The following is a 23518-nucleotide window of genomic DNA, read 5'->3' on the forward strand; positions in this document are numbered from 1 at the left end:
GGTGGAGGGGAGGGCGGTGGGCCTGCGATGACGCAGGTTGGGAGGCAACTGTGTGCGCACCGCCGGATTGCAAGAGGCGGTTACTTGGTCGTGCGGCCCACGGGCTTGCGCACTTCGGGCGGCGCGGCCGGCAGCACGGCCGCATCGGCCGCGGCCTTGGGCGTGAAGATCTGGCGGATCAGCGCGAGCTTGGGCGCGACGCTCGCATTGGTGGTCGCGAACTGCTGGGCGCGCTGGTATTCCTGGGCCGCCAAGCGCGCGTACACGTCGCCGAGGTTTTCGTGCGCGGTGGCGTAGTTGGGGCTGAGCTTGAGCGCGGTTTCGAGCGCGGCGCGGGCCTGGTCGAACTTGCTCTGCGACGCGTACAGCGCCGCGAGGTTGTTGTAGGGCTCGGGCAGTTCCGGGAAGTCCTGCGTGAGCTGCGTGAACGCGGTGATCGCGTCGGCGGTCTTGTTCTGCTCGGTGAGGATCACGCCGCGCAGGAAGCGCATCTGCGGGTCGCGCGGCTTGCCGGCGATGTAGGTGTCGGCCTTGGCCAGCGCCTCGGCGGCCTTGCCCTGGCGCAGCAGGAGGTTGACGTCGTCGTAGTCGTTGGCGTGCGCGGCGAAGCCCCACAGACCGAACAGCAGTGCAAAGGCGATGGGGAGTCTGGAGAACGCGGCGTGCTTCATGAAGCCTCGGCAGGATTGGGGGGGAGCGGGGGCCTGGAGAACACCCGGATGCTGCGCGGCGGCAGCCGTTTATACTGCGTCGCATTGTAGCCGAGGGGCCACGTCGAACCCCTCGTAGCCACGCCCCCCGTCACCCCTGAAATACACCGTTGTTCGCCCGTACCGCACGTGCGCGAATCAACGCTTTCCGAGTCCCATGAGTCTGCGCATCTACAACACGCTGTCGCGTGAATTGGAGGATTTCTCCCCCCTGCAACCTGGACAGGTTCGCATGTACGTGTGCGGCATGACCGTCTATGACCTGTGCCACATCGGCCACGCCCGCATGATGATGGCGTTCGACGTGGTGCAGCGCTGGCTGCGCGCCAGCGGCTATGCCGTGACCTACGTGCGCAACATCACCGACATCGACGACAAGATCATCGCCCGCGCGGTCCAGCGCGGCATCACCATCCGCGCGCTGACCGACGAGGTGATCGCGGCCATGCACGAGGACATCGGTGCGCTGCGCATCGAGCCACCCACCATCGAGCCGCGCGCCACCGAATACGTGCCGCAGATGCTCGGCATCATCGAGACGCTGGAACGCAAGGGCCTGGCCTACCGTTCGGACAACGGCGACGTGAACTACGCGGTGCGCAAGTTCCCGGGCTACGGCAAGCTCTCGGGCAAGTCGCTCGACGAACTGCATGCGGGCGAACGCGTCGCGGTGCTCGACGGCAAGCAGGACCCGCTCGACTTCGTGCTCTGGAAATCTGCCAAGCCGACCGAGCCCGACGACGCCAAGTGGGACAGCCCCTTCGGCACCGGCCGTCCGGGCTGGCACATCGAGTGCTCGGCCATGAGCTGCGCCACGCTCGGAGAGACCTTCGACATCCACGGCGGCGGTGCCGACCTGCAGTTCCCGCACCACGAGAACGAAATTGCGCAAAGCGAAGGCGCCAACGGCAAGCCGCTGTCGCGCTTCTGGGTGCACAACGGCTTCGTGCGCGTGGACAACGAGAAGATGTCCAAGAGCCTGGGCAACTTCTTCACCATCCGCGAAGTGCTGCAGAAGTACGACGCCGAGAGCCTGCGTTTCTTCCTCGTGCGCACGCATTACCGTAGCGCGCTGAACTACAGCGACGCGCACCTCGACGACGCGCGCAACTCACTCAAGCGCCTGTACACCGCGCTCGACCTGGTGGCGCCCGCGACCGTGGTCATCGACTGGACGCAGCCCCACGCGGCGCGTTTCAAGGCGGCGATGGACGAGGACTTCGGCACGCCCGAAGCCATCGCCGTGCTGTTCGAGCTGGCCGGCGAAGTCAACCGCACCAAGTCTGCAGACACCGCGGGCCTGCTCAAGGCGCTGGCCGGCACGCTGGGCTTGCTGCAAGGCGATCCGAAGGCGTTCCTGCAAGCCGGCACCACGCTCGACGAAGCCACCATCCAGGCGAAGATCGATGCACGCGCGGCGGCCAAGGCGGCGAAGAATTTCGCCGAGGCCGATCGCATTCGCCAGGAACTCCTCGAGCAGGGCATCGTGCTCAAGGATTCGCCCACGGGAACGACCTGGGCGGCTGCACAGTGAACGGAACGACGAACCCCGTACCCGCCACCCAGCAGACCAGCGTGCGCATCTACACGCCGGACTATTGGGAGGAAGCCTGCAAGCACCTGGCCAAGAAAGACCGCGTGATGAAGCGGCTCATCCCGAAGTTCGGCGAGGCCTGCCTCGAGTCGCGCGGCGATGCCTTCACCACGCTGGCGCGCAGCATCGTGGGCCAGCAGATCTCGGTGAAGGCCGCGCAGTCGACCTGGGACAAGTTCGCGGCGCTGCCGCGCAAGCTGACGCCGGCCAACGTGCTCAAGCTCAAGGTCGACGACATGCGCGGCGCCGGACTGTCGGCGCGCAAGATCGAATATCTGGTCGACTTGGCCCTGCATTTCGATTCGGGCACCGTGCACGTCGACCGCTGGAAAGACATGTCGGACGAGCTCATCATCGAAGAGCTCGTGGCGATCCGCGGCATCAGCCGCTGGACCGCCGAAATGTTCCTCATCTTCCACCTGATGCGCCCGAACGTGCTGCCGGTCGACGACCAGGGCCTGCTCAATGGCATCAGCGTGAACTATTTTTCGGGCGACCCGGTCAGCCGCAGCGATGCCCGCGATGTCGCCGTGGCCTGGGCGCCGTATTGCAGCGTGGCGACTTGGTATATTTGGCGATCGCTGGACCCCGTGCCGGTCGTTTACTAAGGATCACCCCCAGGCTTCGCGCACTTCGTGTCGCTTCGCCAACCCCCTTCGAGGGGCAACACCGCAGGCCCGGCAAAGCCGGTTTCTCGGTGTTTCTGGAATAAATGCAAAAGAGCCGGATGGCCGGTCAATTGATGAAATAAACAGGAGAAGACGTTGGCGAAACGAACCTTCCTCGACTTCGAGCAGCCCATTGCTGAACTCGAAACAAAGATCGAAGAACTGCGTTATGTACAGACCGAATCGGCGGTCGACATCTCGGAAGAAATCGATCAGCTCGGCAAGAAAAGCCAGCAACTCACCAAAGACATCTACAGCGACCTGACGCCCTGGCAGATCACCAAGATCGCGCGGCATCCGGAGCGCCCGTACACGCTCGACTACGTCAACGAAATCTTCACGGACTTCGTCGAGCTGCATGGCGACCGCCATTTCTCGGACGACCTGTCGATCGTCGGCGGGCTGGCGCGCTTCAACGGCGTGCCCTGCATGGTGCTCGGTCACCAGAAGGGCCGCGACACGAAGGAGCGCACCGCGCGCAACTTCGGCATGAGCAAGCCCGAGGGTTACCGCAAGGCGCTGCGTCTCATGAAGACGGCCGAGAAATTCAAGCTGCCGGTGTTCACCTTCGTCGATACGCCCGGCGCCTACCCCGGCATCGACGCCGAAGAGCGCGGCCAGTCGGAAGCCATCGGCCGCAACATCTTCGAGATGGCGCAGCTCGAGGTACCCATCATCGTCACCATCATCGGTGAAGGCGGTTCGGGCGGCGCGCTGGCCATTTCGGTCGGCGACCAGCTCGTGATGCTGCAGTACTCGATCTACTCGGTGATCAGCCCCGAAGGCTGCGCGTCCATTCTCTGGAAGACCAGCGACAAGGCGCAGGAAGCCGCAGATGCCCTGGGCATCACGGCGCATCGCCTGAAGGCACTGGGCCTGGTCGACAAGATCGTCAACGAACCCGTCGGCGGCGCGCACCGCGACCATCGCCAGATGGCCGCGTTCCTCAAGCGCGCGCTCAACGACGCCTTCCGCCAGGTCAGCGACCTGAAGACGAAGGAACTGCTGGACCGCCGCTACGAGCGCCTGCAGAGCTACGGCCGGTTCAACGACACCAAGGCCGACAACAGCCGCTGAGCGGCTTTCCCTTTTCCATCATGAGCGAAGCCTTCGAACGCGCCATGGCCGCGTTCGAACCGGCGAGCCTGCCGCTGGCCGTCGGCTTCAGCGGCGGTGCGGATTCGACCGCCTTGCTCGCGGCCTGCGCGGCGCGATGGCCGGGGCAGGTGATCGCCTTCCATGTGCATCACGGGCTGCAGGCGGCGGCCGACGACTTCGAGCGGCAGTGCGCGCAGGCTTGCGAGCGGCTCGGTGTGCCGTTGGTGACGCACCGGGTCGATGCGCGGCATGCGCCGGGCGACAGCCCCGAGGATGCCGCGCGGCGCGCACGTTATGACGCGTATGGGGCCATGGCGCGTGCCGAGGGGGCGCGGCCTGCGGTGTCGTCCATCGCGCTGGGGCACCATGCCGATGACCAGGTCGAGACGCTGCTGCTGGCGCTGTCCCGCGGTGCCGGCCTGCCGGGCCTGGCCGCGATGCCGGCGCATGCGGTGCGCGACGGATTGAACATTCATCGGCCGCTGCTCGCGGTGCCGGCGGCCGACATCCGCAGCTGGCTGGCGCAGCAGCAGTTGCCGTGGATCGAAGACCCGAGCAACGCCGACGCGCGCTACACGCGCAACCGCATCCGCGCCGTGCTGCTGCCGGCGCTGGCGGACACCTTCCCGCAGTTTCGTGCGACCTTCGCCCGCAGCATCGGCCACGCGGCGCAGGCCCAGCAGCTGCTGGGCGAACTGGCGGCACAGGACCTGGCCGTGGTCGGTGAACCGCCGCAGATCCGGCCGCTGCAGGCGCTGTCGCGCGCGCGGCAGGCCAACGTGCTGCGCCACTGGCTGATGCAGTCGCACGGCTGCGCTCCGAGCGCGGCGCAGCTCGACCAGCTGCTGGACCAGGTCCGCGCCTGCACCACGCGCGGCCACCGCATCCACCTCAAGGTGGGCGCGGGCTTCGCCGAGCGCAGGGGAGAGCGGCTGCATTGGTACAATGCCCCGCCCTCGCTGAAGACTTCGCTCTGACGGCTTGCAGGGCGCCGCTTTCCAGGCGGCCCTTTATCTTTCTCTGATTTCATCCATGGCATTGATCGTTCACAAATACGGCGGCACGTCGATGGGCTCGACCGAGCGCATCCGCAATGTCGCCAAGCGCGTCGCCAAATGGGCGCGTGCGGGCCACCAGATGATCGTGGTGCCCAGCGCCATGAGCGGCGAAACCAACCGCCTGCTCGGTCTTGCCAAGGAGCTCTCCCCGGGCAAACCCGGCGTGGCCTATCACCGCGAACTCGACATGCTCGCTTCCACAGGCGAACAGGCGTCGTCGGCATTGCTGGCCATGGCGCTGCAGGCCGAGGGCGTGGAGTCGGTGAGCTACGCGGGCTGGCAGGTGTCGGTGCGCACCGACAACTCGTACACCAAGGCCCGCATCGAGAGCATCGACGACGCCAAGGTGCGCGCCGACCTCGCAGCCGGTCGCGTGGTGGTCATCACCGGCTTCCAGGGCGTGGACGACGAAGGCAACATCACCACGCTGGGCCGTGGCGGCAGCGACACCTCGGCCGTGGCCATCGCAGCGGCCATGAAGGCCAGCGAGTGCCTGATCTACACCGACGTCGACGGCGTCTACACCACCGACCCGCGCGTCGAGCCCGATGCGCGCCGCCTGACCACCGTGAGCTTCGAAGAGATGCTCGAGATGGCTAGCCTGGGTTCCAAGGTGCTGCAAATCCGCTCGGTGGAATTCGCCGGCAAGTACAAGGTGCCGCTGCGTGTGCTCTCGAGCTTCACCGCATGGGACATCGACATCAATGAAGAGGCCAAGTCCGGCACGCTGATCACTTTCGAGGAAGACGAAAACATGGAACAAGCCGTCGTATCCGGCATCGCATTCAATCGCGACGAAGCCAAGATCTCGGTGCTCGGCGTGCCCGACAAGCCGGGCATCGCGTATCACATCCTCGGTGCCGTGGCAGACGCCAACATCGAAGTCGACGTGATCATCCAGAACCTCAGCAAGGACGGCAAGACCGACTTCAGCTTCACCGTGCATCGCAACGAGTTCGCGCGCACGGTCGAACTGCTCGAGTCGAAGGTGATGCCTTCGCTGGGCGCCACCGAAATCGTGGGCGACACCAAGATCTGCAAGGTCAGCATCGTGGGCATCGGCATGCGCAGCCACGTGGGTGTGGCGAGCAAGATGTTCCGTGTGTTGAGCGAAGAGGGCATCAACATCCAGATGATCTCGACCAGCGAAATCAAGACCTCGGTCGTGATCGACGAAAAATATATGGAATTGGCGGTGCGCGCACTGCATAAAGCGTTCGATCTGGACCAACCGAGCGCTTAAGTAATGGCATAATTGCGGTTGCTTTCAGGAACTGTGACCGAGTGGCCGAAGGTGCTCCCCTGCTAAGGGAGTATGGGGTGTAGAGCCTCATCGAGGGTTCGAATCCCTCCGGTTCCGCCAGGATTGGCTTCCTGATCACCTTGCAGTGATCAAACAGCCCAAAAGAGCCCCGCCAGTCGGGGCTTTTTTGCGTCTGCTCGCAATGCGTGGCTGCCCGCCGAAAAGGCGAGGCGATCTCTTCAGGACGGCTGCGGTTCGAGCGCGGACAGCGTCGCGATCGGCGCTGTGCCCACATGCAGTTCGCAAGGATCGCAAGGCACCGCAATCTGCCGTCCGTCGAAACGCACCCGCACATGCGGATAGGTCGCTCCGGTGATGGTGCCGAGCCGGCCTTCGCAGACGACGCGGTCGCCGCGACGGAACGACCGGCCGAACCGGAGTTTGATTTTTTCAAAACTCATTTCAGTGTCTCCTGGGTGTGCATCCGATGCTCAGCGCACCGGGTCGGATTCGAGCGGTGGCCGCACGAGGGTCGCGGCCGTGTCCTGGAGGATCAGCGCGTGATCCGGGTCGTGACTGAGGTAGGGGCTGGTCAGCAACTGGCCGATCAGCCGGTCGAAGTGATAGCGGACCTTGGCCGGCTCGGGGTGCGCGGCGTACAGCGCGCGCAGCATCGAGACGACGGCGCTGGTCTGCGTGGTCAGGACCTCCATGGAACCCAGGCGGCCCGCCGCTTCGAAAACTGCTTGTTGATCTGAGGGGGGCATCCGGGCCTCCTTTTTGGGGCGTTGGCGTGTCCAACGCAAAAAGAGGCTGAAAGGCTTACTTCTAGGGGCGTGCTCCCCAAAATTGGTGATACCCCGCCTTTGATTTGTGACTTATTTCACGAATTTCGGCTCACTGCCGCTGGGCGGGCGCAGACCCCAACACCTCGGCCAGCACCCGCAAGGCGTCGGTCGCCAGGTCCGAAAAGCGCACCGAGCAGGCCAGCATGAGGTTCAGCGGCAGCTCGAAATCTTCGATCAGCGTGCCCTCGGGGTCGCGCAGGCTGCCGTCCGGGTCGCGGCCGACGACGCCCGCCGTGGCGGCGCGCTGCGCATAGGTGCCCGGCGGGACGCCGTAGGCGGCCACCGGAAGGCCCAGCGCGATGGCCACGCCGACCTCGAACACCGTGCCCGAGTCGGGCTCCAGCCCGCGAAACGGCGCGAGGTTGGCAATGACGCCGTCCGCCGACCGCAGCAGCTTCATGTTTTCTTCGTAGATCCGGCGCGCGGGGTCGGGGCCGGCCGCCTTGCCGTCGAACGGCGGCACGGCCGTCATGCCGAGCGCGTCGCAGGCCAGGGCCAGCGCGGCAAAGTACTGCGCGGCGTCGGGCCGGAACACGTCGGGGCCGGCGAGGTAGACCCGTGGACGCGTGGAAGAGGAGGGCATCTGTCGAGTATGCGACCGCCCCAGGCCAGCGCCAACGGGAAGGGCTGCGGCCCGGTTGGTTACTTCTTCATCGCCTTGACTTCGGCCATGCCCTTGCTTTCATCGGCCTTGGCCTGCTTCACGCAGGTCGACTTGGCCTCGCCCTTCTGGTCGTCGCATTTTTCCTTGGCGACGCTGTAGGCCACTTCCACCTTGGCTTCGGCCACCTTGCGGGCGTTGCCGTCGCTGGGCTTCATCTTCTGGTCGAGCTCGGCCTTGGCGATCTTTTCCTTGCCCTTGGCTTCCTCGACGCAGACGTCCTTGGCGTTGTCCTTCATGGCATCGCACGCGGCGCGGTCGGTCTTGTAGTCGGCCGAGATCTTGTCGCGGGCCGCCTTGTATTCGGCGACCGCCGGATCGACCGTGGCCGCGGGCGGCGGGTTGACTTGCGCTTGCGCCGAGACGGCCGTGAGACAGGACACGGCAACGACGCACATCCACATGAGCTTTCTTTGCATGGTCATCTCCTTGAAGACGCCGGCGGTTGCTTCACTGCGACAAGCGCAAGAGAACCGGCGCCCGAAAACCATCCTAGGAACCGACGGCGCGAGAGCGGTAGGACGCCTCGCGAAGCCGCCGTCAGCGCATGCTGACGCTCAGTGGCCTTCCGTTGTAGCGCCGTGTGTGCGCATCTCGGTGCGCAGGGCGCGCTGTCCCGACGCCAGCGCGAGCTCGTAGCTCTCGACCGGGTCGAAGGCGCAGCGCAGGACGGTGGGATGCGCACCGTCGGTGTCGGTTTCGAGCAGCCGCCAGACAAAGGATCCGGGCGCCGGCTCGTCGATGATGAGTTCGATCGGATGTGTCATGGCCCCACCATCTCCGCTCGCGTGGTGCCTGTCTGTAGGCGAAGGCCGACCGATGCCGCGCCGTGCCACCAGAACCCCCAGATCTGGTGATGGCCGCCGCGCCGCCGCGAGGGGACACTGCAGCCTCGCGCGCGAAGCCTGGGTGATGATTCGGGCATGCTTCCCACCTTGTCCGAACCGTCCTGATGTCCGCTTTCTCTCCCCAGCCCGAAGGTCCGGCGATGACGCCGCCGCCCAGCCCCGACCTGCCGGCGCCCGTGCTCATCGTCGAGGACGACGCGCTGATGCAGCGGCGCATCGTCGGCATCCTGAACCAGCTGGGCTACGGCAACGACGTGCTGGTGCTCGCGGCCACGCTGGCCGATGCGCGCATCGAACTCGCGCGCCAGCCGTTCGCGCTCGTGCTGGTCGACCTGGGCCTGCCGGACGGCAACGGCGTGGAGCTGATCGCGCAGATGAGCGCGCCCACCGGTGCGGCAATGAATGCCGACGACGGCCCCGGCATCCTCGTGATCTCCGCCTGGAGCACCGACGACCTGATCCTCAACGCGCTGCGCGCCGGCGCCACCGGCTACGTGCTCAAGGAGCGCGACGACCTGGAGCTGCTGCTGTCGATCCGCAGCGTGCTGCGCGGCGGGGCACCGATCGATCCCTTCATCGCGCGCCGCATCCTCGACCTCACCCAGGCGCCGCCGGCCACGCCGGGGCGCGTCGGCGAAGATGTGCTGACCGCGCGCGAACTGCAGATCCTCCAGCTGGTTGCCGAAGGCCTGACCAACCGCGAGATAGCCGAGCAGATCTTCCTGTCGCGGCACACCGTCGAATGCCACATCAAGAACATCTACCGCAAGCTCACCGTTTCCTCGCGCACGCGCGCCGTTTTCGCAGCGCGTTCGCGTGGCTTGCTGGCCTGAGCCTGTGGTGGTTGTTCGCGCACACGGCATGGGCTGCCGAAGGGTGCGCGCCGCACATCGACAGCGTGCGGGCCGTGCGCGCCACCGCCGGCGCGGGGCCTGAGGCACCGCCGCCCATCGACGGCTGGCAGCCGGTGACGCTGCCTGATCACTGGGCCACGCGCTGGCCCGGCTTCGAGGGCATCGTGTGGTACCGCATCGACTGGCAGCGCCCCTGCGCAGGCCGCGACGACGCGCCGCAGCTGGGCGTGGCCTTCGACTACCTGAGCATGGCCGGCGCGATCTCGCTGAACGACAACCTGCTCTGGCGCGACGCCAGCCTGGTCGAGCCGCTGAGCCGCAGCTGGAACACGCCGCGCGTCTTCTTCCTGCCGGCCGCCGCGTTGAACCCCGGCACCAACACGCTGTGGGTGCAGGTGGTGGGCGGCAGCATGTACGGCTCGGGGCTGGGCCGCGTGGTGCTCGGCCCGGCGGACGTGGCGGTGGCGTACCACGACGAACGCCGCCTGTTCGCGCGCGTGCTGCCCGCGGTCAACCTCGTCATCTCGATCACGCTGGGCTGCTTCTTCCTCGTGCTGTGGCTCATGCGCCGGCAGGAGGTTGCCTACGGCTGGTACGCGCTCAGCGCCATCGCCTGGCTGGTGTTCGCGAGCAACACCGTGGTCAGCACCTTGCCGTGGCCGTTCGCCTCCACCGAGTCGTGGTCGCGCTGGATCACGGCCTGGATGGTCCTGTACGTGAGCTGCTTCTGCATGTTCATGTGGCACTTCGGCGGCCAGCGCTTTCCGCGCCTGAGCCGCGCACTGTGGGCCGTGGCCGCGCTGGCCGTGGCGGCGATCGCGCTGCTGCCGCAGCCTGCGTTGTCGGTCGCGACGTTGGCGGTGTTCATCGCGTATTCGCTGCTCTTCATGGCCGTGTGCGTGCAGTTCATCCTGCGCGCGCTCGACACGAAGAAGACCGAGCACCTGCTGCTGGCCCTGTGTGCCTTCGGTTTCCTGGTGGCCGCGGTGCACGACGCGCTGATGATCCTGCGCGTCATCGACGACCGCTTCGGCTACACCGTGGTCACGGCGCCCCTGATCATGATCGGCATGTCGCTCATCCTGGCAGGCGGCTTCACGCGCAGCCTGCGCCGCGTCGAGAACTTCAACGACGACCTCGCACGCGAAGTGCGCGGCGCGCGCACCGAGCTGGCCGACACGCTCAGCCGCGAACACCGCCTCGAGCTCGACAACGTGCGGCTGCACGAGCGCCTGAGCGTGGCGCACGACCTGCACGACGGCCTGGGCAGTTCGCTGGTGCGCTCGATCGCGCTGGTGGAACAGTCGGGCGAGGCGCTGCAGCGGCCGCAGTACCTGTCGATGTTCAAGTCGCTGCGCGACGACCTGCGTCAGATCATCGACACCCACAGCGGCGGCGCGGCCCCGGTCGCCGCCACGCCCACGCAATGGCTGGCGCCGATGCGCCACCGCTTCGGCCGCCTGTTCGAGGAGATGGGCGTGCGCAGCCACTGGCAGACCCCCGCGGCCTGGCCCTGTGCGCTGTCCGCGCGCCAGGTGCTGGGCCTCACGCGCCTGCTCGAAGAGGCGCTGGCCAACGTGGTGAAGCACAGCCGCGCGCGGACCCTGCGCGTGCAGCTGTTGGCCGACGGCGAAGCGGGCGTGCTCCTGAGCGTCGAGGACGACGGCGTGGGCTTCGACGCGGTGACGGTCGCCTCATCGATCGGCGGACTGGGCCTGCGCAGCATGCAGGCGCGCATGGCCCGCATCGGCGGCACTTTGCAGATCGACGCGGGCGACGGCGGCACGCGGCTGGCGGCGAGGGTGCAGGCACCCGTGACAGGCGCTGGCAGCAGCTGAGGCCCGCTGCGCGCGTGATCAGCGCGCCTTGCGGAACGCGCGCACCTCGGGCGCCGGGTGGTCTTCGATGTGCTGCAGCAGGAAGTCCAGAAACTCCTGCGCCGACGGCGAGAGCCCCCGGTCCTTGTTCAGCCACACCTGGAACTTGCGGCTGAGCACGGGCGTGACGAGCGGGCGGAATTCGAGCTGCTGGCGCTGCAGCAGCTCGCCCGCATACGGCAGGCAGGTGGTCACGCCCAGGCCGTGCTCGACCATGCTCAGCGCCGTGGTCAGGAAGGCCACTTCATGCGTCGGGCTGAACTCCAGCCGACCCGGCGACGCATACAGCTCGGCGCTGAGCAGCTGCGTGTATTCCCCCTGCAGCGAGATCACGGGGTAGCGGACCAGGTCGCTCCAGGCGACCCTTTGCTTTTTGGTGAGCGGATGCCCCGGGGGCAGCACCGCGAGGAAGGGCAGGGTGAAGAGCGTGCGCGCCACCACGTTGGCGGGCGCGTCGCGCTCGGGGCCGATGGCCAGGTCCACGTCGCCGTTGATGAGCCGGCCCAGCACACTTTCGACCATCGAGTCCTGCAGGCGCACGCGGATGCCGGGGTACTTCCGGGCGAAGGCGGCCATGATTTCCGGCATGACCGTGCACGCCATCACCTGCGGCACTGCGATGCGCACGGTGCCGGTGCGCAGCTCGCGCAGGTCGGACACCGCATCGAGCGCCATGCCCAGGTCCTGCAGGATGCGCTCGGCCATCGGCAGGAACACCTCGCCCGCGCTGGACAGCTGCAGCTTGCGCGTCGTGCGGTGAAGCATCTGCACGCCCAGGTTCGACTCCAGGTCCTTGATGAGGCCGCTCAGCGCCGACTGCGTGATGTGCAGCCGCAAAGCCGCCTCGGTCACGCTGCCGGCGCGGGCGACCGCGATGAAGGCGCGCAATTGGCGCAACGTGACATTCATCGGTTTATCCGATAAGTGGGAAAGAAATATCTGATTGAACCATGAATGAAGCTCGCATCCAATCGCAGCGCCATCACAACAACCACTGCCAGGAGACATCGTTCATGCCCGTTTCTCATCGCCTTGCGCGCCGCGGTTTTCTTTCGCTCGCGGCCGCTGCACTTGCTTTCGCGGGGGCTCCCGCGCAAGCGCAGGCGCAGGCCTTTCCGTCCAAGCCGATCAAGTGGATCGTCGGCTACCCCGCCGGCGGTGGCAGCGACTTCCTGGCCCGCACCATCGGCGCGCAGATGTCGGTCCAGGCTGGCCAGCCGGTGATCGTCGACAACCGGGCCGGTGCGGGCGCCATCATCGGCGCCGAGGTCACGGCCCGGTCGCCGGGTGACGGCTACACCGTGTTCACGGCCGACAACGGCGTGCTCGTGTACAACCCCGCGCTCTACAAGAAGCTGCCCTATGCCGTCGACCGCGACTTCGCGATGCTCGGCCTGATGGCGCGCACGCCGCTCGTGCTGGTGGCGGCGCCCTCGACGAACCTCAAGACCATCGGCGCCCTGATGGAGCAGCTCAAGAGCAAGCCGGGCACGCTGTCGTACGCCTCGCCGGGCAACGGCAGCCCGCACCACCTGGCGATGGAGCTGTTCCTGAGCCGCAGCGGCCTGTCGACCATGCACGTGCCGTACCGCGGCGCCGCACCTGCGCTGCAGGACGTGATGGGCGGGCAGGTGCCGTTGATGGTGGTGGACACCTCGTCGGGGCTCAGCGCCATCCAGTCGGGCAAGGTCATTCCGCTGATGGCGTTCAGCGCCAAGCGCCTGCCGATCCTGCCCGCCGTGCCCACGGTGGGCGAGCAGGGCTTCAAGGATTCGGAGGCCTACGCGTGGCAAGGGCTGGTGGTGCCCGCCAGCACGCCCGTCGCCATCCAGGAGCGCCTTTCGAAGGAGATGCAGGCGGCGGTGGGCAACGAGAGCGTGCGCAAGAAGCTTCAGGAAGGCGGCTGGGAGCCGGTGCCGAGCGACAGCGTGCTGATGAAGACCTACGCCTTCGCCGAGACCAAGAAGTGGCACGCGCTGATCCGTGAGCGCGGTATCTCGCTGGACTGACGACACCGCCTCGTGAGGGGGCGGGCCGCAGCGCACCGGCGGTGTTGTAGCCTGTCGCCCCATGGATTCCCTCATCGCCGCCTCCGCGCGCGCGCTCGCTGCCGGCGACGCGCTGGGTGCCCTCAAGCGCGTGGCCCTGCGCGACGACCCGCCGGCACTCGCGCTGCGCGGCATCGCCATGGCCCAGCTGGGCGAGCACCCGCGTGCGCGCGAGCTGCTGCGGCGTGCTGCAAGCGGCTTCGGATCACACGAAGAACTGGCGCGCGCACGTTGCGTCGTCGCCGAGGCCGAGGTGGCACTCGCGATGCGCGACCTGGGCGGTTCGCCGCGCGCGCTGATCGCGGCGGCGGCCACGCTCGAGGCGCGCGACGACCTGGCCAATGCGCTGCAGGCGCGGCTCATCGCGGCGCGCCGGCTGCTGCTGCTCGGCCGGCTCGACGAGGCCGCCGCCGCGCTGTCACTGCTCGACGGGCACAGCCTGCCGCCGTTGCTGTCGGCGGTGGCCGAGCTGGCGTCGGCGGAGCTGGCCTTGCGTTCGCTGCGCACCGCCGCGGCACGCGCGGCGCTCGACCGCGCGCACGACGCGGCCTGGCGTGCGCGCGTGCCGGCGCTGCTGGCCGAAGTGGCGGAGGCGCGCGCCGCGCTCGAACGTCCCGCCGCCCGGCGCATCGCTGCAAGCGGCGAACAGGCCCTGCGCCTCGATGAGGTCGAGGCGCTGCTCGCGTCCGATGCACTCGTCGTCGATGCCTGCCGCCGTGGCGTCGGGGGCGGCGACACCTGGCGTTCGCTCGCACGCCGGCCCGTGCTGTTCTCCTTGGCGCGTGCGTTGGCTGCGGCCTGGCCCGGCGATGTCGACCGAGACACGCTGATCGCCGACGCCTTCCGCACCCGCGACCCCGACGAAACGCACCGCGCGCGCCTGCGCGTCGAGATCGGCCGGCTGCGCGCGCTCGTCAAGCCGATGGCGCGCATCGAGGCCACGCCGCAGGGCTTCATCCTCCAACCTCTGGATGCGCGTCCGGTCGTGGTGCTGGCACCGCCCATCGACGGCGAGCAGGCTTCGCTGGTGGCGCTGCTGTCCGACGGCGCGGCCTGGTCGACCTCGGCGCTTGCGCTGGCCCTGGGCGCGAGCCAGCGCACCGTGCAGCGCGCGCTGGCCGAACTCGAGGCGCAGCGGCGCGTGCGTGCCATCGGTCAGGCCAGGGCGCGCCGCTGGCTGGCCCCGCCGCTGGCGGGATTCACGACGATCTTGTTACTCCCCGCCGCGCTGCCGATTGAATAGAGTCGGGCTCATGCGCTACCCCCTGTGGCGCACCTACAGGAGCCCACCATGAGCAGCAGCAGTCAGAGCAAGAAGGCAGGCAAGGACCGTTTCGAAGGCGCGGTGCAGGCCGCGCAGATCGTGCGCGAGTACGGACCGTTCGAAGGCGTGGAGCGCATCCACGGCGTGACGCACGACGGCCACCAGGTGTGGGCCGCCACCGGCGGGCAACTGGTCGCCTTCGACCCCGCGAGCGGCGAAGCCACGCGCCGCATCGACGTCGCCTGCGACGCCGGCACCGCCTTCGACGGCACCTGCTTCTATCAGATCGTCGAGGCGCGCATCGACAAGATCGACGCCGCCACGGGCAAGGTGCTGGCCTCGATTCCCGCGCCCGGCAACGGCTCCGACTCGGGCCTCACCTGGGCCGAAGGCAGCCTGTGGGTGGGCGAGTACCGCGACCGCAAGATCCACCAGATCGACCCGGCGACCGGCGCGATCCGTCGCACCATCGAATCGAACCGATTCGTCACGGGCGTGACCTGGGTCGACGGCGAACTCTGGCACGGCACCTGGGAAGGCGACCAGAGCGACATCCGCCGCATCGACCCCGCCAGCGGCGACGTGATCGCGCGGCTGGAAATGCCCAGCGGCGTCGGCGTGAGCGGCCTGGAGTCCGACGGCGCGGGGCTCTTCTACGCCGGCGACGGCCGGGCCAGCAAGGTCCGCGCGGTGCGGCGCCCGAAGACGGCCACGGCCTGAACAACACACACGCCAAGGAGCACACCATGAACACCCCAGTGAATCACCCCGTCGTGACCCCCGAGCACTGGATCGACGCGCGCAAGTCGCTGCTGGCGCGCGAGAAGGAACTGACCCAGCTGCGTGATCGGATCGCCGAGGAGCGCCGCGCGCTGCCGTGGACCCGCGTCGAGAAGGCCTATGTCTTCGACACGCCCCAGGGCCGCCGCCCGCTGGCCGACCTGTTCGAAGGCCGCCGCCAACTGCTGGTGCAGCACTTCATGTTCGGCCCCGACTGGGAGCAGGGCTGCCAGAGCTGCTCGTTCATGGCCGACCATTCCGACGGCATGCGCGTGCACCTCGAGCACCGCGACGTCACGCTGGTGGCCGTGTCGCGCGCGCCGCTGGCCCGCATCGAAGCCTTCCGCCGGCGCATGGGCTGGCAGTTCGCCTGGGTCTCGTCGCACGACAACGACTTCAACCACGACTTCGGCGTGAGCTTCACGCCCGACGAAATGGCCAGCGGCGCCGTTGCCTACAACTACGTGAAGCAGCCGTTCCCGAGCGAAGAGGCACCCGGCGTCAGCGTGTTCTTCAAGGACGACGCCGGCGACGTGTTCCACACCTACTCGACCTACGGTCGCGGCGTGGAAGTGATGATGGGCACGTACAACATGCTCGACCTCGTGCCCAAGGGCCGCGACGAGCACAACCCGTCCTACGCGATGGACTGGATCCGTCACCACGACCGCTACGAACCCGCGCCCGTTGCGGCGGCGGGTGGTTGCTGCCACGCGCAGTCGTAAGAAGCGCGCGACCTGGCGTGTCGATCGGTCCGCACCATGGCAAGCCTCTGGCCCTGGCTGGCGGTGGCGGGAATGGGCGTCCTGCACGGCCTGAACCCCACCACCGGCTGGATGTTCGCCGCCGCATGGGGCCTGCGTTCGCACGACCGGGCGCAGGCGTTGCGGGCGCTGTGGCCGATCGGCGTCGGGCACGTCGCCTCGGTGGCGCTCGTGGTCATTGCGGTGGCCTTCGGCCTGTCGATGGACCGGGGCCTGCTGCAGTGGCTGGCCGGCGGGCTGATCGCCGTGGTCGTGCTCGTTCACCTGTCGGGCCGTCTTCCCGCCATGGCGTGTGCGCCGGCGGGGCACGCGGGGCTGGCGCTGTGGTCTTTCATGATGTCCACGGCGCATGGTGCCGGGCTGATGCTGGTGCCGGCGCTGATCCCGCTGTGCATGGGCGATGCGGCGAAGGGCGCGATGAGTGGCTCGCTCGTGCTGGCGCTCGCGGCCGTCGCGCTCCACACGGCGGCGATGCTGGCCACCACCGGGCTGATGGCCGTCGGCGCCGGGGCGGGCGTGGGCTGGCTGCGGCGCTTCACACGGCGATCACCTGCGATGCCGCACTGAACGCCCGATGCGCGCAAAGCGCATAAGCAAACGCGAAAACCGGCGTTCCATTCGAGCGGCCTGCGGCGCAACACTCGAAGGCTCTCGACCCCACAGGCCTTCGGATGCCCGGTACCTTCACTTCCCCGCGCAAGCGGCTCGGCTTTTTCAGCCGGCTGCTCGACGATGCCCCCGCCGCCGAGCGCTACCGCCTCGTCACCGCACAGATCGCCCATGCCGAGGCCTTCGGCTTCGATTCCGCGTGGGTGGCGCAGCACCATTTCCATGAACACGAGGGCGGCCTGCCGTCGCCCTTCGTCTTCCTCGCCCACGTCGCCTCGCGCACGCGGCGCATCCGCCTGGGCACGGGCATCGTCACGCTGCCGCTGGAGAACGCGGTGCGCACGGCCGAAGACGCGATCGTGCTGGACCTGCTCTCGGGCGGCCGGCTCGAAGTGGGCGTCGGCACGGGCGGCACGCCGGCGTCCTTCGCGGCCTTCGGGCTGGACAGCGACGACCGCGCGGCGCTGTTCGAACGGCAGCTCGCCACGGTGCGCGACGCCTGGGCCGGCCGGCCGCTGCCCGGCGGCGACACGCTGTACCCGGCGGGCGCGCAACTGCTCGGCCGACTCTGGCAGGCCACGTTCTCGGTGAGTGGCGGCACGCGCGCGGGCACGGCTGGCGACGGGCTGATGCTCTCGCGCACGCAGCCACGCACTGCGCAGGCGCCCGACGCATCGCTGGCCGACCTGCAGGACCCGATCATCGACGCCTACCTGGCCGCGCTGCCGCCGGGGCGCACGCCGCGCATCGTGGGCTCGCGCAGCGTGTTCGTGGCGGACACCCGCAAGGAGGCGCTGCGCCTGGCCGAGACCGGGCTGCGCCGCGCGGTGGTGCAGGCCGCCGCCACGGGGCAGATCGGCCTGGCCGACCGCGTCCGCGCCGATGCGCCGCTCGACGAACTGATCGCCGCGTACGACGTGCATGTCGGCGCGCCCGACGACGTGATCGCCTCGCTGCGCGCCGACCGCACGCTCGGGCGTGTGACCGACCTCGTGTGCCAGGTGCATTCGGTCGATCCGCCGCACGCGGCCATCCTGCGTTCCATCGAACTGACCGCCACGGTCGTCGCACCGGCCCTGGGCTGGGCGCGCGACACGGGCGTGCCGGACCTTCAATCGCTTGCGCTTCTCTAGGCTGTTGTTTCCATGAATGCCGTTGTTTCTTCTTCTCCCGTTCCCGAGGCTGTCGACGTGATCGACCGGCTGGTGGGCATCGCGCCCGGCAGCGCGCTCGACCGCCTGCGCGCGCAGCGCGAGCAGGCGCGCACGCAGGCGCAGCAGAGCTATCTCGCGCTGTTCGCGCCGGCCGAGCCCGTGGCCGGCCACTTCGAGATCGCAGACCGTTTCGCCATCGCGGCCTTCGTCGCCGGATTGCACGGGCAACCCGAGGTGGCGCGCTTCTATGCCGAGGCCTTGGCGGGGCAGGGCGTGGCGCAGGCCATCGAGGCCGAGGTCGCACGCGGTGCCGCGCAAGGGCCGTACGGCCGCTATCCGGTGGGCCCGCTCAGCGTGGAAGACCAAGCCGGTCCTGTCTATGCCATCGATGGCGCGCAGCGCACGGTGCTCGGCGAACGGCTGTCGGCCGGCCTTGCACATGCGCACCTGCTGGTTTTCCACCCGCGCGACGCCAGCCCGGCCGCACTGCAGGCGCTGCTCGATGCGGGATGGCGCACCACGGAGATCGTCACCTTGTCGCAGCTGGTGGCGTTCCTCGCGTTCCAGATCCGCGTCGTCATCGGCCTGCGCGCGCTGGCCACCCCTTCTGCATGAGCGCCCCATGAGCACCGAATCGACCCTGACCCATCCCGGCAACACGCACCCGCGCAGCTTCACGCAGGCGCAGCTTGAATGGCTGCCCTGGCTCGCGCCGCTGCCCGAGGACGAACTGACCGAGCGCCACTACGCGGGCCTCGTCGATGCGTCGCGCGCCAAGTCGCCGTACTTCCGCCTGCTGGCACGCGACCCCGACATCCTGGGCGCGCGCACCCGCACCGACAAGGACATCTTCTACAACCCCGACGCCGGCCTGCCACGCGCCGAGCGCGAGCTCTCGGCCGCCGCGGCCTCGCGCTTCAACGGCTGCATCTACTGCGCCTCGGTGCATGCGCGCTTCGCCTCGCATTTCTCACAGCGCACGGACGATGTGCAGCGCCTGCTCGACGAGGGCGTGCAGGCCGAGCTGGGCGCGCGCTGGAATGCGATCGTGCAGGCCTCGGTCGCGCTGTCGGCCACGCCGTCGACCTTCGGGTCCGCGCACGTCGAGGCCTTGCGCGCGCAGGGGCTGGACGATCTCGCGATTGCCGACGTCGTGCACGGCGCGGCCTTCTTCAACTGGGCCAACCGGTTGATGCTGTCGCTGGGCGAGCCGCAGGAGCCCGCTGCCGCCTAGGCGCGGATCACCGCGCGCAGATTTGTTGCGGCGGCAAGTGAGCGGGATCACAGTCGGGCGCGCGGCGTGCCCGTGGGTCGGCACGATGACCCGCATGCACACCGACGCTCCTGGGTACGCAACGACACGCCACGGCCGCGCGTCCGGCCCGGCCTTCGGCAATCCTTTCGTCCGCTGCCGATGCGGACTGGCCGGGCTGGAGCGCATCCACCGACGGTCGTGGATGAAGTTCCTGCCCGGCCTGCGCTTCTATCGCTGCAGCAGTTGCGGCAAGCCGCAGCTGGCGCCGAAGCGTGCGGTGCGCGACGCGGTCATTGCGCACAGGAGCGAGCAGCAGAACCAGCGCTAGCTGGTGTGGTGTCCCGCAAATAACTGCGCATGAAATCGCGCTTTTCACGCCAGGGCGGCGTTGCAAATCCTCGCCGGGACGCTGCTGGTGCTCAGGCGTTGTCGTCCGTCGTCTTCGCCTGCAACTGCCGCTGGCGTTCGGCGATGGCCATGTCGCGCGCCACGTCGTAGCCGAGCGTGCGCACCGAGAACGAGCGGCTCACGCTGCCCTTTCCCGCCGTGTAGGTGATCGCCACCCAGTACCCGGGATGGCCCGCGCGCGGCGTCTTGAACTGCACGCCGCTGACGCCGCTCGTGTTATTGCGTCGCACGATCTCCGACTTCGAGCGCTTGGGCGGCAGCGCCGCTTCGTCGTCGGGCGGCGGGCGCCGGCGGATGGCTTCTTCGGCGGGGTGCAGCCGCGCGAGGCCGACCATGCGGCCGAGCTGGCGTTGCCGCTCGCCGATGGCATGCGCGCGGGCCGCAGGGCCCCAGTCGGCGAGGTCGAATTCGGCGCGCAGGATCTCCTCGTTGCCGAGGTAGGTCTTGGCCAGCCAGGCCACCGGCTTGCCTTGTGCGGACAAGCGGCTGAAGACGCCGGGCTCGCCCGTCTTGTTGTTGCTGCGCAGGGTCTGCGCGCGTTCCTTGCGCGCGACCGGCGGATGCTCCTTCACGATGGTGTCGCGCCAGGCCTGGGCGCGTCGCAGCGCCTGCTGGGGGCCGCCGTAGCTGGCGTGGCCGAAGAGGCGCGCGTAGCGCACGCCGTTTCGCACGAGCGACACCTCGAAGCCCCAGGGGCGGGGCGAAATGCCATACATGTCGACGGGGTTCGGAATTCCTTTGGGCATCGTCGGTGCTGTCCTTGTGTCAGGGCCGGTGAAGGCGGCGCGTCATGGCGCTTCGGGGCTGTCGCCGTTCCAGGCACAGAGCTCGTCGGAGAGCTCGTGGGCGTCCGGCGGCAGGCTGCCGAAATCGGTCGAGGCGAAGGTCGGCGGCACGTGCACGCCCTGGTCGTCGCGGCGCACCAGCCCGCGGCTTTCCATGTCGCGCATGGTCTTGTTGACGACCTCGCGCGAGAGTCCCGAGTACGACGCGATCACCGCCTGCGTGATGCGCTTGTCGTAGCCGCCCGTGGCGGCCGGCGCCAGCTGCGTCAGCTCGTGCAGCACGCGGCTGACGAGGCTTTCGGACGACAGCGACGAGATGCGGCGCAGCTGCCCGCGCACCATGGCGACGCGCTTCATCGCGATCTCCAGCAGGCCCATGGTCACCTCGGGGTACAGCGCGCACAGCCGGCGCACCGCGGCCACCGGCAGGTGGTAGACCGACGAGGGCAGGGCGGCCACCAGCGTCGAGGTGGCTTGGTAGCTGTTCTCGCCCAGCGAGGGGCCGAGGAAGAAATCGCCCCGGCGGATGAAGTCGGTCGTCACGTCCCGGTCGACCGCGCGCAGCAGGCCCGTGGCCACGCAGTAGATGCGGTCGGTGTGCGTGTCCGCCTGCAGCACGATCTCGTTGCGCCGGTAGGAATGCAGCGCGCTGCTGCGAATCAAGGCGGCGCGCTCGTCGGGCGGCACGCTGGCGATCAGGGGATGGAGATACATGGCCAAGGGGGTTGCGAGACCATCGGCGGTTCGTTCTCATGGGCGAATCCACGGGCGGCGGTCAAGGAACAGGACGGTGCGGCGCCCCCGGGGCGACTCGCCATCGGGCGCCCCTTCGCCGGGCCGGGCTGCGATGGGCTGAAGGCGGCAAGGCCATCTCAGCCGGGCTGGAGCTGCGCGAACAGCGTGTCGATCCGGGCCCGTTCCTCGGCGCCTCGCAGACAGCGCTCGCGCAGCCACAGGGCATCTCCCTGCCGCGCGATGCGCAGGTCGTACACGTGTTCGATGTCGTCCACCACGACATCGCTCGCAGGCCGCCCCTTGGCCGTCGGCGCGGGATGCGGTTGTGCGGCCCACAGTGCCAGTTCGATCTCGGCCGGGCTCATCGGCCCGCTGTCGCGCAGGGCGATCCAGTCGGCATGCAGCAGCGGCTGCGCGGCGATGCCCTTCACGAGGATCGGCTCGCGCCCGAGCGCGGCCAGCAGGTCGTCCAGCCGCGCGTGGCGGGTTCGCAGCAGAAAGCAGTCGTCGCGCAGGCAGCTCAGGTCGGTGTCGCCCGACGGCGGGAAGGCCGCGAAGAGCCGGCGCCGGATCTCGCGGCTCACGCCTGTTGCCACCTCCGGGCCGTCGGAGTCGGCCAGTTGCGCCAGGTTGGCGATGAAGACCAGCGCACACACCCGGTCCGCCGGTGGGGGAGACGAAGGCCGCACCACTTCGGCGTCGCGGCGCAGCGCTGGCAGGCAGGACGCCAGCGCTGCGCGCCATCGCGTGCCGAAAGGTTCGAGTTCCGTGAAAAACAAGGCAGCCATTTCATCCCCAGTAGAGAGAGTTCCGGTTGACGTTCGATCCGAAGGAATGCTACGAATCGCGCCCTCTTTTGACATTCGCTTTCGCGGCGCGGATGTGTCGCGAGTCACATCCGGATGCAATTGCCCGCGGCGAGCGCCGGCCGAAGGGCGAAGCGGGCCCGGACCGGCCCGCCGACCGGCGATCGGCAAGGCCTGGAACCGTGGCTTGCGCCGGTGGGCGCTGTGCGCCATCCCCCCGAACACCCGGGCTGTTATCTCTGTTATCGTTTGTAAAAATTATCCGAGGTCCACGCGGACCTGTCAGGAAAAATCGGGAGTTCCCGTTCATGACCCGCGGCTTCTGGCGTGGCGCCGGCTGCATGGAGGAAGAGGGGCGTGCCGCATGTCCGACACCGACAGTCGCATCCAGCGCTTTCACACCGGCATGGTGTCGCGCAAAGACGGGTTCGCCTTCTGGGCTGACGAGATCGGCCCGCACGTGGGGCGGCTGGACAGCCCCGAGCGCAGCCACTTCCAGCAGGAACTCACCATCGTCGACACGGCCGGGATGGCCTTCATGCGGGTGCACGGCAGCGGCGCGACCATCGAGCGCACAGGGCCGAGCCAGCTCATGGGCGCCGAGGTCTATCCCTATCACCTGCTGATCAAGCTCGACGGCGGCCTGGCCATCAGCGAGCAGCGCCAGCGCATCGAACTGGCTGCGGGCGACATGGTCCTGATCGATTCCTGGCAGCCGCTGCGCCTGCGCTCGACCGAGGCCACCAACTCATGGACGCTGGGCCTGTCGGAAGCGGTGGTGAACCGCTGGCTGCCGCATGCGGACCAGTCCACCGACCTGCGGCTGGCCGGCGCCAAGGGCTGGGCCGGGATGCTGTCGGGCTACCTGCGGGCGCTGGACGTCGAGCACCTGTGCAGCATCCAGAGTCCCGCGCAGCGCCAGCTGCTCGGTGAGCACCTGATGTCGATGCTGTCGTTCTCGCTGGAACAGAACGGCTTGAGGGCGCAGCCGGGCGCGCTGGGCGAGCGCGTGTCGCCGCGCGACGGCGACCTGCACGCCCGCATGCGGGCCTGGATTCGCGAGCACCACGCCGACACCGAGATCGATGCGCAGAAGCTGGCCGCCAGCTTCAACGTGTCGGTGCGCTACGTGCACAAGGTGTTCGCCAAGGCCGCGCGCGGCATGACCTTTCTCGAAACCCTGCAGAACGACCGGCTCGAGGCCGCGGCCCGCATGCTGCGCAGCCCCGAGGGGGCGCGCAAGTTCGTCGCCCAGGTCGCCTACGACTGCGGCTTTGCGGACCCGGCCTACTTCGGCCTCGTCTTCCGCAAGAAGTACGGCTGCACGCCGCGCACCTTTGCCCTGCAGCAGGGGCAGGCCGCGGCAGACGGCACGCTGCTCGTCAGCTGACCGGCGCGCCGCCGGCCCGGCCGCCCTGGCCGGTGGATGGGTGCATGGCGTGGCCGCCGTG

27 protein-coding genes and 1 tRNA gene are annotated in these 23518 nt (G+C 68.6%); 18 read left to right on the top strand and 10 right to left on the bottom strand.

What is annotated here, in order from left to right:
- Window positions 1-80 precede the first annotated feature (80 nt).
- Entirely contained in the window at window positions 81-671 is a 591-nt protein-coding gene (locus tag AC3WQR_RS11830; RefSeq protein WP_070060417.1) for a tetratricopeptide repeat protein, read from the bottom strand.
- A gap of 196 nt (window positions 672-867) precedes the next feature.
- Between AC3WQR_RS11830 and cysS the strand changes: the two genes are divergently transcribed.
- The 6 genes from cysS (at window position 868) to AC3WQR_RS11860 (ending at window position 6491) form a co-directional block, all read left to right on the top strand.
- Window positions 868-2244, top strand: coding sequence for a cysteine--tRNA ligase (gene cysS, locus AC3WQR_RS11835; protein ID WP_070060418.1), 1377 nt, complete (start codon window positions 868-870; stop codon window positions 2242-2244).
- On the top strand, window positions 2241-2912 hold the full coding sequence (locus tag AC3WQR_RS11840) for a DNA-3-methyladenine glycosylase family protein (RefSeq protein ID WP_095745035.1): 672 nt from the start codon (window positions 2241-2243) through the stop codon (window positions 2910-2912). The genes cysS and AC3WQR_RS11840 overlap by 4 nt, the downstream gene beginning before the upstream one ends.
- Before the next feature lie 156 nt (window positions 2913-3068).
- Complete coding sequence (locus AC3WQR_RS11845) at window positions 3069-4049, top strand: acetyl-CoA carboxylase carboxyltransferase subunit alpha (protein ID WP_056582036.1); 981 nt, start codon at window positions 3069-3071, stop codon at window positions 4047-4049.
- Between the two features lie 20 nt (window positions 4050-4069).
- Window positions 4070-5047: a tRNA lysidine(34) synthetase TilS gene (gene tilS, locus AC3WQR_RS11850; RefSeq protein WP_492742141.1), complete on the top strand. Its 978-nt coding sequence runs from the start codon at window positions 4070-4072 to the stop codon at window positions 5045-5047.
- A 55-nt stretch (window positions 5048-5102) separates the two neighbouring features.
- Window positions 5103-6371 (top strand): aspartate kinase, encoded by a 1269-nt coding sequence (locus tag AC3WQR_RS11855; protein WP_062480939.1) that lies wholly within the window; start codon window positions 5103-5105, stop codon window positions 6369-6371.
- Window positions 6372-6398: 27 nt separating this feature from the next.
- Window positions 6399-6491: transfer RNA gene (locus AC3WQR_RS11860), tRNA-Ser, on the top strand.
- 119 nt (window positions 6492-6610) lie between these two features.
- On the opposite strand, the gene AC3WQR_RS11865 is transcribed toward AC3WQR_RS11860, so the two are convergent.
- From AC3WQR_RS11865 to AC3WQR_RS11885, 5 genes are all read right to left on the bottom strand, one after another.
- The gene (locus tag AC3WQR_RS11865; RefSeq protein WP_062480937.1) at window positions 6611-6832 is read right to left on the bottom strand and encodes a hypothetical protein; all 222 of its coding nucleotides are present in this window, start codon (window positions 6830-6832) and stop codon (window positions 6611-6613) included.
- 30 nt (window positions 6833-6862) lie between these two features.
- On the bottom strand, window positions 6863-7138 hold the full coding sequence (locus tag AC3WQR_RS11870) for a hypothetical protein (protein ID WP_095947829.1): 276 nt from the start codon (window positions 7136-7138) through the stop codon (window positions 6863-6865).
- Window positions 7139-7268: 130 nt separating this feature from the next.
- Window positions 7269-7802 (bottom strand): nucleoside 2-deoxyribosyltransferase, encoded by a 534-nt coding sequence (locus AC3WQR_RS11875; RefSeq protein WP_492742144.1) that lies wholly within the window; start codon window positions 7800-7802, stop codon window positions 7269-7271.
- A gap of 59 nt (window positions 7803-7861) precedes the next feature.
- Window positions 7862-8299, bottom strand: a complete 438-nt coding sequence (locus AC3WQR_RS11880; RefSeq protein WP_492742145.1) for a hypothetical protein — start codon at window positions 8297-8299, stop codon at window positions 7862-7864.
- A 138-nt stretch (window positions 8300-8437) separates the two neighbouring features.
- Window positions 8438-8647, bottom strand: coding sequence for a hypothetical protein (locus AC3WQR_RS11885; RefSeq protein ID WP_492742146.1), 210 nt, complete (start codon window positions 8645-8647; stop codon window positions 8438-8440).
- A 185-nt stretch (window positions 8648-8832) separates the two neighbouring features.
- Between AC3WQR_RS11885 and AC3WQR_RS11890 the strand changes: the two genes are divergently transcribed.
- Complete coding sequence (locus AC3WQR_RS11890) at window positions 8833-9561, top strand: LuxR C-terminal-related transcriptional regulator (RefSeq protein WP_492742147.1); 729 nt, start codon at window positions 8833-8835, stop codon at window positions 9559-9561.
- 65 nt (window positions 9562-9626) lie between these two features.
- A complete protein-coding gene (locus tag AC3WQR_RS11895; RefSeq protein WP_492742148.1) occupies window positions 9627-11420 on the top strand; it encodes a sensor histidine kinase in 1794 nt (597 codons plus the stop codon).
- Between the two features lie 18 nt (window positions 11421-11438).
- On the opposite strand, the gene AC3WQR_RS11900 is transcribed toward AC3WQR_RS11895, so the two are convergent.
- Window positions 11439-12368: a LysR family transcriptional regulator gene (locus AC3WQR_RS11900; RefSeq protein ID WP_492742149.1), complete on the bottom strand. Its 930-nt coding sequence runs from the start codon at window positions 12366-12368 to the stop codon at window positions 11439-11441.
- Between the two features lie 104 nt (window positions 12369-12472).
- Here AC3WQR_RS11900 and AC3WQR_RS11905 point away from each other — a divergent pair, with 104 nt between their 5' ends.
- The 9 genes from AC3WQR_RS11905 (at window position 12473) to AC3WQR_RS11945 (ending at window position 19661) form a co-directional block, all read left to right on the top strand.
- On the top strand, window positions 12473-13468 hold the full coding sequence (locus tag AC3WQR_RS11905) for a Bug family tripartite tricarboxylate transporter substrate binding protein (RefSeq protein WP_492726349.1): 996 nt from the start codon (window positions 12473-12475) through the stop codon (window positions 13466-13468).
- 61 nt (window positions 13469-13529) lie between these two features.
- Entirely contained in the window at window positions 13530-14750 is a 1221-nt protein-coding gene (locus AC3WQR_RS11910) for a helix-turn-helix domain-containing protein (protein ID WP_492742150.1), read from the top strand.
- 48 nt (window positions 14751-14798) lie between these two features.
- Complete coding sequence (locus AC3WQR_RS11915) at window positions 14799-15491, top strand: Vgb family protein (protein ID WP_070060429.1); 693 nt, start codon at window positions 14799-14801, stop codon at window positions 15489-15491.
- 26 nt (window positions 15492-15517) lie between these two features.
- Window positions 15518-16276, top strand: a complete 759-nt coding sequence (locus AC3WQR_RS11920; protein ID WP_062481163.1) for a DUF899 domain-containing protein — start codon at window positions 15518-15520, stop codon at window positions 16274-16276.
- Window positions 16277-16312: 36 nt separating this feature from the next.
- A complete protein-coding gene (locus tag AC3WQR_RS11925) occupies window positions 16313-16882 on the top strand; it encodes a hypothetical protein (RefSeq protein ID WP_492742152.1) in 570 nt (189 codons plus the stop codon).
- 104 nt (window positions 16883-16986) lie between these two features.
- On the top strand, window positions 16987-18057 hold the full coding sequence (locus AC3WQR_RS11930) for a putative FMN-dependent luciferase-like monooxygenase (protein WP_492742153.1): 1071 nt from the start codon (window positions 16987-16989) through the stop codon (window positions 18055-18057).
- A gap of 12 nt (window positions 18058-18069) precedes the next feature.
- Window positions 18070-18693, top strand: a complete 624-nt coding sequence (locus tag AC3WQR_RS11935) for a CMD domain protein (RefSeq protein ID WP_492742154.1) — start codon at window positions 18070-18072, stop codon at window positions 18691-18693.
- Window positions 18694-18700: 7 nt separating this feature from the next.
- Window positions 18701-19312: an alkylhydroperoxidase domain protein gene (locus tag AC3WQR_RS11940; protein ID WP_492742155.1), complete on the top strand. Its 612-nt coding sequence runs from the start codon at window positions 18701-18703 to the stop codon at window positions 19310-19312.
- Between the two features lie 94 nt (window positions 19313-19406).
- Complete coding sequence (locus AC3WQR_RS11945; RefSeq protein WP_492742156.1) at window positions 19407-19661, top strand: hypothetical protein; 255 nt, start codon at window positions 19407-19409, stop codon at window positions 19659-19661.
- Window positions 19662-19752: 91 nt separating this feature from the next.
- On the opposite strand, the gene AC3WQR_RS11950 is transcribed toward AC3WQR_RS11945, so the two are convergent.
- The 3 genes from AC3WQR_RS11950 to AC3WQR_RS11960 all read right to left on the bottom strand — a co-directional run bounded on the left by AC3WQR_RS11950 (window position 19753) and on the right by AC3WQR_RS11960 (window position 22049).
- Window positions 19753-20487 carry an AP2 domain-containing protein gene (locus tag AC3WQR_RS11950; RefSeq protein WP_492742157.1) on the bottom strand — a complete coding sequence of 245 codons (735 nt, stop codon included), beginning with the start codon at window positions 20485-20487 and terminating at the stop codon, window positions 19753-19755.
- Window positions 20488-20529: 42 nt separating this feature from the next.
- A complete protein-coding gene (locus tag AC3WQR_RS11955; RefSeq protein ID WP_095745057.1) occupies window positions 20530-21240 on the bottom strand; it encodes a Crp/Fnr family transcriptional regulator in 711 nt (236 codons plus the stop codon).
- Between the two features lie 158 nt (window positions 21241-21398).
- The gene (locus AC3WQR_RS11960) at window positions 21399-22049 is read right to left on the bottom strand and encodes a hypothetical protein (protein ID WP_492742158.1); all 651 of its coding nucleotides are present in this window, start codon (window positions 22047-22049) and stop codon (window positions 21399-21401) included.
- Window positions 22050-22431: 382 nt separating this feature from the next.
- Here AC3WQR_RS11960 and AC3WQR_RS11965 point away from each other — a divergent pair, with 382 nt between their 5' ends.
- Window positions 22432-23457 (top strand): AraC family transcriptional regulator, encoded by a 1026-nt coding sequence (locus tag AC3WQR_RS11965; RefSeq protein WP_492742160.1) that lies wholly within the window; start codon window positions 22432-22434, stop codon window positions 23455-23457.
- Window positions 23458-23518 lie beyond the last annotated feature (61 nt).

It is taken from the genome of Variovorax sp. FW305-3-2-15-B-LB1 (assembly GCF_058787635.1).

Coding starts and splice junctions, on each gene's coding strand:
- AC3WQR_RS11830 (WP_070060417.1), bottom strand. CDS start 671: ATGAAGCACGCCGCGTTCTCCAGACTCCCCATCGCCTTTGCACTGCTG.
- cysS (WP_070060418.1), top strand. CDS start 868: ATGAGTCTGCGCATCTACAACACGCTGTCGCGTGAATTGGAGGATTTC.
- tilS (WP_492742141.1), top strand. CDS start 4,070: ATGAGCGAAGCCTTCGAACGCGCCATGGCCGCGTTCGAACCGGCGAGC.
- AC3WQR_RS11855 (WP_062480939.1), top strand. CDS start 5,103: ATGGCATTGATCGTTCACAAATACGGCGGCACGTCGATGGGCTCGACC.
- AC3WQR_RS11865 (WP_062480937.1), bottom strand. CDS start 6,832: ATGAGTTTTGAAAAAATCAAACTCCGGTTCGGCCGGTCGTTCCGTCGC.
- AC3WQR_RS11870 (WP_095947829.1), bottom strand. CDS start 7,138: ATGCCCCCCTCAGATCAACAAGCAGTTTTCGAAGCGGCGGGCCGCCTG.
- AC3WQR_RS11875 (WP_492742144.1), bottom strand. CDS start 7,802: ATGCCCTCCTCTTCCACGCGTCCACGGGTCTACCTCGCCGGCCCCGAC.
- AC3WQR_RS11880 (WP_492742145.1), bottom strand. CDS start 8,299: ATGCAAAGAAAGCTCATGTGGATGTGCGTCGTTGCCGTGTCCTGTCTC.
- AC3WQR_RS11885 (WP_492742146.1), bottom strand. CDS start 8,647: ATGACACATCCGATCGAACTCATCATCGACGAGCCGGCGCCCGGATCC.
- AC3WQR_RS11890 (WP_492742147.1), top strand. CDS start 8,833: ATGTCCGCTTTCTCTCCCCAGCCCGAAGGTCCGGCGATGACGCCGCCG.
- AC3WQR_RS11900 (WP_492742149.1), bottom strand. CDS start 12,368: ATGAATGTCACGTTGCGCCAATTGCGCGCCTTCATCGCGGTCGCCCGC.
- AC3WQR_RS11905 (WP_492726349.1), top strand. CDS start 12,473: ATGCCCGTTTCTCATCGCCTTGCGCGCCGCGGTTTTCTTTCGCTCGCG.
- AC3WQR_RS11910 (WP_492742150.1), top strand. CDS start 13,530: ATGGATTCCCTCATCGCCGCCTCCGCGCGCGCGCTCGCTGCCGGCGAC.
- AC3WQR_RS11915 (WP_070060429.1), top strand. CDS start 14,799: ATGAGCAGCAGCAGTCAGAGCAAGAAGGCAGGCAAGGACCGTTTCGAA.
- AC3WQR_RS11920 (WP_062481163.1), top strand. CDS start 15,518: ATGAACACCCCAGTGAATCACCCCGTCGTGACCCCCGAGCACTGGATC.
- AC3WQR_RS11925 (WP_492742152.1), top strand. CDS start 16,313: ATGGCAAGCCTCTGGCCCTGGCTGGCGGTGGCGGGAATGGGCGTCCTG.
- AC3WQR_RS11930 (WP_492742153.1), top strand. CDS start 16,987: ATGCCCGGTACCTTCACTTCCCCGCGCAAGCGGCTCGGCTTTTTCAGC.
- AC3WQR_RS11935 (WP_492742154.1), top strand. CDS start 18,070: ATGAATGCCGTTGTTTCTTCTTCTCCCGTTCCCGAGGCTGTCGACGTG.
- AC3WQR_RS11940 (WP_492742155.1), top strand. CDS start 18,701: ATGAGCACCGAATCGACCCTGACCCATCCCGGCAACACGCACCCGCGC.
- AC3WQR_RS11945 (WP_492742156.1), top strand. CDS start 19,407: ATGCACACCGACGCTCCTGGGTACGCAACGACACGCCACGGCCGCGCG.
- AC3WQR_RS11950 (WP_492742157.1), bottom strand. CDS start 20,487: ATGCCCAAAGGAATTCCGAACCCCGTCGACATGTATGGCATTTCGCCC.
- AC3WQR_RS11955 (WP_095745057.1), bottom strand. CDS start 21,240: ATGTATCTCCATCCCCTGATCGCCAGCGTGCCGCCCGACGAGCGCGCC.
- AC3WQR_RS11960 (WP_492742158.1), bottom strand. CDS start 22,049: ATGGCTGCCTTGTTTTTCACGGAACTCGAACCTTTCGGCACGCGATGG.
- AC3WQR_RS11965 (WP_492742160.1), top strand. CDS start 22,432: ATGTCCGACACCGACAGTCGCATCCAGCGCTTTCACACCGGCATGGTG.